This is a genomic window from Kitasatospora sp. NPDC048298 (assembly GCF_043201465.1).
Taxonomy (GTDB): domain Bacteria; phylum Actinomycetota; class Actinomycetes; order Streptomycetales; family Streptomycetaceae; genus Kitasatospora.
On record NZ_JBICYZ010000001.1, the window covers coordinates 148402 to 159342 of the forward strand.

The 10941-nt window shown below is 77.2% G+C and carries 1 pseudogene; it reads left to right on the plus strand.

The features are described from left to right. Window positions 1-19 precede the first annotated feature (19 nt). A pseudogene (locus ACGF0D_RS00070) lies at window positions 20-10843 on the plus strand (type I polyketide synthase); the annotation flags it as partial. Window positions 10844-10941 lie beyond the last annotated feature (98 nt).

Here is a 10941-nt window from a genome sequence, read left to right on the forward strand (position 1 = left end):
TTCCGGACGGGGGAGCACCGTGGTGAATGAGGACAAGCTTCGCGACTACCTCAAGCGGGTGACGGCCGATCTGCACCAGACGCGGCTGCGGCTGCGCGAGGTGGAGGCGGCCGACCAGGAGCCGATCGCGATCGTCGCGATGAGCTGCCGCTACCCCGGCGGCGTGGCCTCGCCCGAGGACCTGTGGGAGCTGGTCGCGGCCGGCGGTGACGGCGTGTCGGCGTTCCCGACCGACCGCGGCTGGGACCTGGAGGCGCTGTACTCCCCGGACCCGGACAGCCCCGGCACCTCGGTGACCCGCGAGGGCGGCTTCCTGCACGACGCGGGCCGCTTCGACCCGGCGTTCTTCGGCATCTCGCCGCGCGAGGCGATGGCCATGGACCCCCAGCAGCGGCTGCTGCTGGAGACCTCCTGGGAGGCCTTCGAACGCGCGGGCATCGACCCGGCCACCCTGCGCGGCAGCGCCACCGGCGTGTTCGCCGGCGTGATGTACCACGACTACGCCGCCCGGCTGTCCGTGGTGCCGGAGGGCGTCGAGGGCTACCTCGGCACCGGCAGCTCGGGCAGCATCGCCTCCGGCCGGGTCGCGTACACCTTCGGCCTGGAGGGCCCGGCGGTCACCGTCGACACCGCCTGCTCCTCCTCCCTGGTCGCCCTGCACTGGGCCGTCCAGGCGCTGCGCCGCCAGGAGTGCACCCTCGCCCTGGCCGGCGGCGTGACGGTGATGGCCACCCCCGGCGCCTTCATCGACTTCAGCCGCCAGCGCGGCCTGGCCCTCGACGGCCGCTGCAAGGCCTTCTCGGCCGACGCCGACGGCACCGGCTGGGCCGAGGGCGCGGGCATGCTCCTGCTGGAGCGCCTCTCCGACGCCGAGCGCAACGGACACCCGGTGCTGGCCGTCGTGCGCGGCAGCGCGATCAACCAGGACGGTGCCAGCAGCGGCCTCACCGCCCCCAACGGCCCGTCCCAGCAGCGCGTCATCCGCCAGGCCCTGGCCGACGCCCGGCTCACCTCCGACCAGGTGGACGCGGTCGAGGCGCACGGCACCGGCACCACCCTCGGCGACCCGATCGAGGCCCAGGCGCTGCTCGCCACCTACGGCCAGGAGCGCCCGGGCGACCGCCCGCTCTGGCTGGGCTCGCTCAAGTCCAACATCGGCCACACCCAGGCGGCGGCCGGCGTCGGCGGCATCATGAAGATGGTGCTCGCGATGCGGGAGGGCGTGCTGCCGCGCACCCTGCACGTGGACGAGCCGTCCCCGCACATCGACTGGACCGCCGGCGCGGTGGAACTGCTGGCCGACGCCAGGGACTGGCCCGAGACCGGCGCGCCGCGCCGCGCGGGCGTCTCCTCCTTCGGGTTCAGCGGCACCAACGCCCACGTGATCCTGGAGCAGGCGCCCGCGCCGACCGCCGAGCCCGCCGACGCCGCCGCCTCCCCGGCGGTGCTGCCGTGGCTGCTCTCCGCCCAGACCGGGGACGCGCTGCGCGAGCAGGCCGTCCGGCTGCAGGCCCGCCTGGCGGACGGGGCGGCGGACGCGTCCGCGCTCGACGTCGCGTACGCCCTGGCCACGGGCCGGGCGCAGCACCGGTACCGGGCGGCGGTCGTCGGCCGGGACGGTGAGGAACTCCTCGCCGGTGTGCGGGCGTTGGCGGAGGGCCGACCGGCGGCCGGTACGGTCGTCGGCGAGGCCGCCGAGGGGCGGACGGCGTTCCTGTTCACCGGGCAGGGCAGCCAGCGTCCCGGGATGGGCCGGGAGCTGTACGAGGCCTACCCGGTGTTCGCCGAGGCCTTCGACGCCGTGTGCGCCAAGGTCGAACTGCCGTTGAAGGAGGCGGTGTTCGGCGGGGACGCTGCGGTTCTCGCGCGTACGGAGTTCACCCAGGTCGCGCTGTTCGCCGTCGAGGTGGCGCTGTTCCGGCTCTTCGAGAGCTGGGGTGTCCGTCCGGACTTCCTGGTGGGCCACTCGATCGGCGAGCTGGCGGCCGCGCACATCGCGGGTGTCCTCTCCCTCGACGACGCTGTCACCCTGGTCGCCGCCCGTGGCCGGCTGATGCAGGCGCTGCCGGAGGGTGGTGCGATGGTGGCGGTCAGGGCCACCGAGGCCGATGTCCTGCCGCTGCTCACCGGCAACGTCAGCATCGCCGCGATCAACGGTCCTTCCTCCGTGGTGATTTCCGGCGACGAGGATGAAGTCCTGGCGATCGCCGGGCAGTTCGAGAAGACCAAGCGCCTCAACGTCTCGCACGCCTTCCATTCCCCGCTGATGGACGGCATGGTGGCGGAGTTCCGCGCCGTCGCCGAGGGCCTGACGTACAACGCCCCGCGCATCCCGGTGGTCTCCAACCTCACCGGCGCCCTCGCCATCGCCGAGGAGCTGTGCTCGCCCGAGTACTGGGTCCGCCACGTCCGTGAGGCCGTCCGCTTCCTGGACGGCATGCGCACCCTGGAGGCGGAGGGCGTCACCACCTATCTGGAGCTCGGCCCCGACGGTGTCCTCACCGCCATGGCCCAGACCTGCGTCGGGCAGGGCGCCTTCGCACCCGCGCTGCGCGCCGGCCGCCCCGAGGTGCGGACCGCGCTGACCGCCCTGGCCACCGCTCACGCCCACGGCGCGTCCGTCGACTGGCCGGTGCTGTTCGCCGGCACCGGCGCCCGCCGCGCCGACCTGCCCACGTACCCCTTCCAGCGCGAGCACTTCTGGCTCCACCCGCCGGCCGTCCCGTTCGGCAGCCCGGTCGCCCTGGGCCAGAGCCCGGTGGGCCACCCGCTGCTCGGTGCCGCGGTGTCCGTGGCGGACGCGGACGGAGTGCTGTTCACCGGCCGGCTCTCGCTGCACTCGCACCCGTGGCTGGCCGACCACGCGGTGGCCGGCACGGTGATCCTGCCCGGGACGGCCTTCGTCGAACTGGCACTGCGGGCCGGTGACCAGGTCGGCTGCGCGCTGCTGGACGAGCTGACGCTGGAGGCCCCGCTGGTGCTCCCGGCGTCCGGCGGCGTGCAGGTCCAGGTCCGGGCCGGCGCGGCCGACGGTGCGGGCCGCCGCCCGGTGACCGTCCACGCGCGGGCCGAGAGCGCCGGCGAGGACGGTCCCTGGACGCGCCACGCCTCGGGCACGCTCTCGGCGGCGCTGCCGGCCACCCCGGCCGGGGACGCCGAGGGCAGCTGGCCCCCGGCCGGCGCCGAGGCGCTGGACGTGGACGGCCTGTACGCCGGGATGGCGGCCGCCGGCTTCGGGTACGGGCCGGCGTTCCGCGGCCTGCGGGCGGCCTGGCGGCGCGGTGACGAGGTGTTCGCCGAGGTCGCGCTGCCCGAGCCGGTCCGCGGCGACGCCCGCGCCTTCGGCCTGCATCCGGCCCTGCTGGACGCCGCCGTGCAGGCGGTGGGCCTCGGCGGGTTCGTCGCGGCCGACGGCGGGGCCCACCTGCCCTTCGCCTGGACCGGCATCGCCCTGCACGCCGCCGGCGCGGACGCGCTGCGCGTGCGGCTGACGGCGGCCGGCCAGGACACGGTGGCGCTGAGCCTGGCCACCGCCGACGGCCGGCCGGTCGGCTCGGTCGGGTCGCTGGCCCTGCGCCCGCTCGCGGCCGGCGCCCTGACGGCCGGCGACGGCGCCGACGCGCTGTTCGCCGTCGACTGGACGACGCTGCCCGCCGCCGACGGCCCGGCCGGTGCGTCCTGGACCGTCGCCGGCCAGGACCCGCTGGGCCTGCTGGCGGACCTGCCCGCCGTCGTCGACGGGCTCGCCGTCCACGCCGGCCTGCCGGACCTGCTGGCGGACCTGGACGCCGGCGCCGAGGCCCCCGCGACCGTCCTGGTCCCGTGGGCCACCGAGCCCGCCGCCGACCTGCGCACGGCGGCCCGCGACGCCGCCTGCTTCGCCCTGACGTTGGCCCAGGCCTGGCTGGCCGAGGAGCGGTTCGCCGCCTCCCGGCTGGTCCTGGTGACCCGGGGCGCCGTCGCGCTCCCGGGCGAGGCCCTCGCGGACCCCGCCGCGGCCGCCCTGTGGGGCCTGCTGCGCTCGGCCCAGTCCGAGCACCCGGGCCGCCTGGTGCTGCTGGACCTCGACCCGGCGGACGGCCCGGACGCCGTCACCGCCCTGCCGGGCGCGCTGGCGAGCGGCGAGCCCCAGCTGGCGCTGCGGGCCGGCCGGGCCCACGCGCCCCGGCTGGTCCGGGTGGCGGGCGGCACCGACCTCCCGGCCCTGGACCCGGAGGGCACCGTCCTGGTGACGGGTGCCACCGGCTCGCTCGGCGCCCTGGTGGCCCGCCACCTGGTGACCCGGTACGGCGTGCGGCACCTGCTGCTGCTCAGCCGCCGCGGCCCGGCGGCCGAGGGCTGGCCGGAGCTGGCCGGGGAACTGGCCGGGCTGGGCGCCGAGGCGACCATGGTCGCCTGCGACGCGGCCGACCGCGAGGCGCTGGGCAAGGTGCTCGCGGCCGTCCCGGCGCAGCACCCGCTGACCGCCGTGGTGCACACCGCCGGTGTGCTCGACGACGGCGTGGTCGCCGCCCTCACCCCCGACCGGGTCGACGCGGTGTTCCGTCCGAAGGTCGACGCGGCGCTCAACCTGCACGAGCTGACGGCCGGACAGGACCTCGCCGCCTTCGTGCTGTTCTCCTCGGCGGCCGGCACCTTCGGCAACGCCGGCCAGGGCAACTACGCGGCGGCCAACGCCTTCCTGGACGCGCTCGCCGCGCACCGCCGCGCCGGGGGCCTCCCGGCGACCTCGCTGGCCTGGGGCCTGTGGGAGCAGCGGTCCGGGACGTCCGGCACCGGCGGCATGGCGGGCGAGCTGCAGGACGGCGACGCCCGGCGCCTGTCGCGCTCCGGCGTCGACGCCCTCACCGCCGAGCAGGGCCTCGCCCTGTTCGACCGGGCGCTGTCCGCCGAGCGGGCGGTCCTGGTGCCGATCCGGCTCGACCTCGGCGCCCTGCGGGCCGGGGCGCAGGCCGGGCTGCCGCACCTGCTGCGCGGCCTGGTGCGGGTCCCCGTCCGCCGCGGTGCGGCCGCCGGCGCCGACCCGTCCGGCTCCGAACTGGCCCGCCTGCTGGCGCCGTTGGCGCCGGAGCAGCGGACGGCGCGGCTGCTGGCGGAGGTCCGCGACCAGGCGTCGGCCGTTCTCGGCCACAGCTCGGCCGAAGCCGTGGAACCCGCGACCTCCTTCACCCGGCTGGGTTTCGACTCGCTGACCGCCGTCGAACTGCGCAACCGGCTCGGTGCGCTGACCGGCCTGCGGCTGCCCGCCGGCCTGGTCTTCGACCACCCGACGCCGGCGGCCCTGGCCGCCTACCTGGCCGAGGAGCTGTTCGACGGCGCCCGGGCCGACCGGACGCTCCCCGCGCCGGTGACGCCGGCCGGCGACGACGAGCCGATCGCGATCGTCGGCATGGCCTGCCGCTACCCCGGCGGGGTGCGGACCCCCGAGGAGCTGTGGGCCCTGGTCGCCGGCGGCCGGGACGCCGTCACCCCGTTCCCGGCCGACCGCGGCTGGGACCTCGACGGCCTGCACGACGACGACCCGGACCGGCAGGGCACCAGCTACGCCCGCGAGGGCGGGTTCCTGCACGACGCGGCCGAGTTCGACCCGGCGTTCTTCGGCATCTCGCCGCGCGAGGCCCTCGCCATGGACCCGCAGCAGCGGCTGCTGCTGGAGACCTCCTGGGAGGCCTTCGAGCGGGCGGGCATCGACCCCGGCACGCTGCGCGGCAGCGCCACCGGCGTGTTCGCCGGCGTGATGTACCACGACTACCTCAGCCGGCTTCCGGCCCTGCCCGCCGGCGTCGAGGGCTACCTCGGCACCGGCGGCTCCGGCAGCGTCGCCTCGGGCCGGGTGTCGTACACCTTCGGTCTCGAGGGCCCGGCGGTCACCGTGGACACCGCCTGCTCCTCCTCCCTGGTCGCCCTCCACTTCGCCGCCCAGGCCCTGCGCAACGGCGAGTGCGAGCTGGCCCTGGCCGGCGGTGTGACGGTGATGTCCACCCCCGGCCCGTTCGTCGAGTTCAGCCGCCAGCGCGGCCTCGCCGCCGACGGCCGCTGCAAGGCCTTCTCGGCCGACGCCGACGGCACCGGCTGGGCCGAGGGCGCGGGCATGCTGCTGCTGGAGAAGCTGTCGGACGCCCGCCGCAACGGGCACCCGGTGCTCGCCGTGGTCCGCGGCAGCGCCGTCAACCAGGACGGCGCCAGCAACGGCCTGACCGCCCCCAACGGCCCCTCCCAGCGCCGCGTCATCCGCCAGGCCCTGGCCGCCGCCCGGCTGACCGCCGCCGAGGTGGACGCCGTCGAGGCGCACGGCACCGGCACCACCCTCGGCGACCCGATCGAGGCCGACGCGCTGCTCGCCACCTACGGGCAGGAGCGCGGCGAGAACGGCGAGCCGCTGTGGCTGGGCTCGCTCAAGTCCAACATCGGCCACGCCCAGGCGGCGGCCGGTGTCGGCGGCATCATCAAGATGGTCATGGCGATGCGGGAGGGCGTGCTGCCGCGCACCCTGCACGTCGACGAAGCGTCGCCGCACATCGACTGGACCGCGGGCGCGGTCGAGCTGCTCACCGAGGCCCGGCCGTGGCCGGAGACCGGGCGCCCGCGTCGCGCGGCCGTCTCCTCCTTCGGCTTCAGCGGCACCAACGCCCACGTTGTGGTCGAGCAGGCGCCGGCCGCGCCCGAGACCGAGGCCCGCATCACGCCCCCGGCGCTCCCGTGGGTGCTCTCCGGCCGGGACGAGACCGCGCTGCGCGAGCAGGCGGTCCGGCTCCTCGGCCGGCTGGGTGCGGCCCGGACCGGCGTCGAGCCGGTCGACGTCGCGTACGCGCTGGCCACCGGCCGCGCCGTGCACAAGCACCGGGCCGTGGTCGTCGGCCGTGGCGGCGACGAACTCCTCGCCGGTGTCCGGGCGTTGGCGCGTGGTGAGGCGGCGGCCGGGGTGGTCGCGGGGGAGGCCGGCGGGAAGCTGGCGTTCCTGTTCACCGGGCAGGGCAGCCAACGTCCCGGGATGGGGCGTGAGCTGTACGAGGCCTACCCGGTGTTCGCCGAGGCCTTCGATGCGATCTGCGACCGGGTCGAACTGCCGCTGAAGGAAGCGGTGTTCGGTGAGGACGCTGCGGTTCTCGCGCGTACGGAGTTCACCCAGCTCGCGCTGTTCGCCGTCGAGGTGGCGCTGTTCCGCCTGATGGAGAGTTGGGGCGTGCGCCCCGACTTCCTGGTGGGCCACTCGATCGGCGAGCTGGCGGCCGCGCACGTCGCGGGCGTTCTCTCCCTCGACGACGCCGCCGCGCTGGTCGCCGCTCGTGGCCGGCTGATGCAGGCGCTGCCCGAGGGTGGCGCGATGGTGGCGGTGAAGGCCGCCGAGGCCGATGTCCTGCCGCTGCTCAGCGAGAACGTCAGCATCGCCGCGATCAACGGGCCGACGTCCGTGGTGATTTCCGGTGACGAGGCCGAAGTGCTGGCGATCGCCGGGAAGTTCGAGAAGACCAAGCGTCTCAACGTCTCGCACGCCTTCCATTCCCCGCTGATGGACGGCATGGTGGCGGACTTCCGCGAGGCGGCCGAGGGGCTGACGTACAGCGCCCCGGTCATCCCGGTGGTCTCCAACGTCACCGGCGCCCTCGCCACCGCCGAGGAGCTGTGCTCGCCCGAGTACTGGGTGCGGCACGTCCGCGAGGCCGTCCGCTTCGCCGACGGCATGCGAGCCCTGGAGGCCCAGGGCGTCAGCACGTACCTGGAGCTGGGCCCCGACGGCGTTCTCACCGCGATGGCCCAGGACTGCGTCGCGGACGGCGTGTTCGTTCCCGCGCTGCGCGCCGGCCGCCCCGAGGCGCAGAGCGCGCTGACCGCCCTGGCCACCGCCCACGCCCACGGCGCGTCCGTCGACTGGCCGACGCTGTTCGCCGGCACCGGCGCCCGCCGCGTCGACCTGCCCACCTACCCCTTCCAGCGCCGCCGCTACTGGCTGGAGGCGCCGGCCCTGGTCGGGGACGTCGCGTCGGCCGGGCTGCGGCTCGCCGGGCACCCGCTGCTCGGCGCGGCCGTCGCGGTGGCCGACTCCGAGGAGCTGCTGTTCACCGGCAGCCTGTCGCTGCGCACCCAGCCCTGGCTGGGCGACCACGCGGTCGCGGGCACGGTGATCCTCCCCGGCACGGCCTTCGTCGAGCTGGCGCTCGCGGCGGGCGAGCAGGCGGGCTGCGGCCACCTGGAGGAGCTGACGCTGGAGGCCCCGCTGGTCCTCCCGGCGCGTGGCGCCGTGGAGTTGCAGCTGCGGGTGGCCGCGCCGGACGCGTCCGGCCGCCGCGCGCTGACCCTGCACGCCCGTTCGCAGGACGCCGCGCCGGGCGAGCCGTGGACCCGCCACGCCGCCGGCACGCTCACCGCCGGGCCGGCCGACGCCGGGCGGGCCGCCGAGGCCGGGCAGGCCGAGTGGCCGCCGGCCGGGGCCCGGGCGCTGGAGCTGGACGGCCTGTACGAGGGCCTGGCGGAGCACGGCTTCGGCTACGGCCCGGCGTTCCAGGGCCTGCGGGCTGCCTGGCGGCGCGGCGACGAGGTGTTCGCCGAGGTCGCCCTGCCGGAGGAACCGGCCGACCAGGCCGCCGGGTTCGGCCTGCACCCGGCGCTGCTGGACGCCGCGCTGCACGCCCTCGGCCTGCCCGACCCGGCGGCGCCCGCCGCCGAAGCGAACCCTGCCGCGGCGGACGCCGGGGAGCGGCAGGTACAGGGCCGGCTGCCGTTCTCCTGGAGCGGCGTCACCCTGGTCGCCGCCCGGGCCCGGGCGCTGCGGGTCCGGCTGGCCCCGGTCGGCCCGGACGCCGTCGCCCTGACGCTGGCCGACCAGGACGGCCGTCCGGTCGGTTCGGTCGAGGCGCTGGTGGTCCGGCCGCTGTCGCCGGAGCAGGTCCGGGCGGCCGGCGCGGCCGTGATCGACTCGATGTTCGCGGTCGAGTGGGCGCCGGTGGCGGGCCTGCCCGCCCCGGAGCCGTCCGACTGGTCCCTGGTCGGTGCGGACGGCCACGGGCTGGAGGCCCTCGAGGACGCCCTGGGCGCCGTCGGCGGCCTGGTGGACCGGCACCCGGACGTGGCCGCTCTGCTGGCGGCCCTGGACGACGGCGCGCCCGCGCCGGAGGCCGTGCTGGTGCCGGTGCGCGGGCGCGGCGGGGACCTCGCCGAGGCCACCCGGGACGCGCTGGGCGAGACGCTGGCGCTGGTCCAGCTGTTCGCGGCCGACAGCCGGCTGGCGGGCAGCCGGCTGGTGCTGCTGACCGGTGGCGCGGTGGCGGCGGGCGCCGAGGAGGACGTGACCGACCTGGCCGCCGCCGCGGTCTGGGGCCTGGTCCGCTCGGCGCAGTCCGAGGAGCCGGGCCGGTTCACCGTGGTGGACCTGGACGGCGACGAGCGCTCGCGGCGGGCGTTGGCCGCGGCCCTGGCGGCCGACGAGCCGCAGCTGGCGCTGCGCCGGGGCGCGGCGCTGGCCCCGCGGCTGGCCCGGGTGAGCGCCCCGCAGGCGGCCGAGGCCGCCGTCCCGAGCGCCTTCGCCCCGGACGGGACCGTCCTGCTCACCGGCGCCACCGGCGCCCTCGGCCGGGTGCTCGCCCGGCACCTGGTCGCCGACCTCGGCGTGCGGCACCTGGTGCTGGCCGGCCGGCGCGGCCGGTCCGCCGAGGGGATGGACGAGCTGGTGGGGGAGCTGACCGCGCTGGGCGCGGGCGTCGCCGTCGAGGCGTGCGACGCGGCCGACCGGGAGGCGCTGGCCGGCCTGCTGGCCCGGATCCCGGCCGACCACCCGCTGACCGGGGTCGTGCACGCGGCCGGGGTGCTGGACGACGGCGTCCTGTCCTCCCTGGACGCGGGGCGGCTGGAGCGGGTGCTGCGGCCGAAGGTCGACGCCGCCCTCAACCTGCACGAGCTGACGGCGGGCCTGGAGCCGGACTCCTTCGTCCTGTTCTCCTCGGCCGCCGGGGTCTTCGGCAACGCCGGGCAGGCGAACTACGCCGCCGCCAACGCCTTCCTGGACGCCCTGGCCCGTCATCGCCGGACCCGGGGCCTGCCCGCCGTCTCCCTGGCCTGGGGCCCGTGGGCGGAGGCCGGCATGGCCGGTTCGCTGGAGGAGGGCGACGGCCGCCGGATGGCCCGGGGCGGCGTGAGCGCGCTCACCGAGGCCGAGGGCCTGGCCCTGTTCGACGCCGCGCTCGGCCTCGACGAGCCCGCGCCCGTCCCGGTCCGGCTCGATGTCGCCGCGCTGCGCGCCGAGTTGGGCGAAGGCCCGGTCCCGCCGCTGCTGCGCGGGCTGGTCCGTCCGGTGCGGCGTGCGGCGGCGGGTGCGTCCGCCGCCGGCGGCGACCTGGCGGGCCGGCTGGCCGCGGCCTCCCCGGCCGAGCGGGAGCGGATCCTGCTGGAGCTGGTCCAGGACCAGGTGGCGGCCGTCCTCGGACACCCGGACCGGTCCGCCGTCGAGCCCGAACTGGCCTTCAAGGAGCTCGGGTTCGACTCCCTCACGGCGGTCGAGCTGCGCAACCGGCTGAACGCCGCGACCGGCCTGCGGCTGCCGGCCACCCTGGTCTTCGACCACCCGTGCGCGCTCGACCTCGCCGAGCGGCTGCGGGAGGACCTGCTCCAGGAGGGCGCCGACGCGGTCACCCCGATGCTCGCCGAACTCGACCGGCTGGAGGCGGCGCTGACCGCCGCAGCGACGGACGAGGAGGGCCGGGCGCGGGTCGCGATCCGGCTCCGGGCCCTGGCCGAGCGCTGGGCCGCGGAGGAGGCCCGCCCCGAGGACGCCACCGTCGCCGACGAGTTGGAGGCGGCCACCGACGACGAGATGTTCGAGTTCATCGGCAAGGAGTTCGGCATCTCCTGACCCGTCGCCGCCCGAACCGGCACCTCCCGCTCCGCCACCCCCGGTGGGCCGGGCGCCGCGCCACCCCGGCGCCCGAGCCGCCCGGCCCACCCCACCAG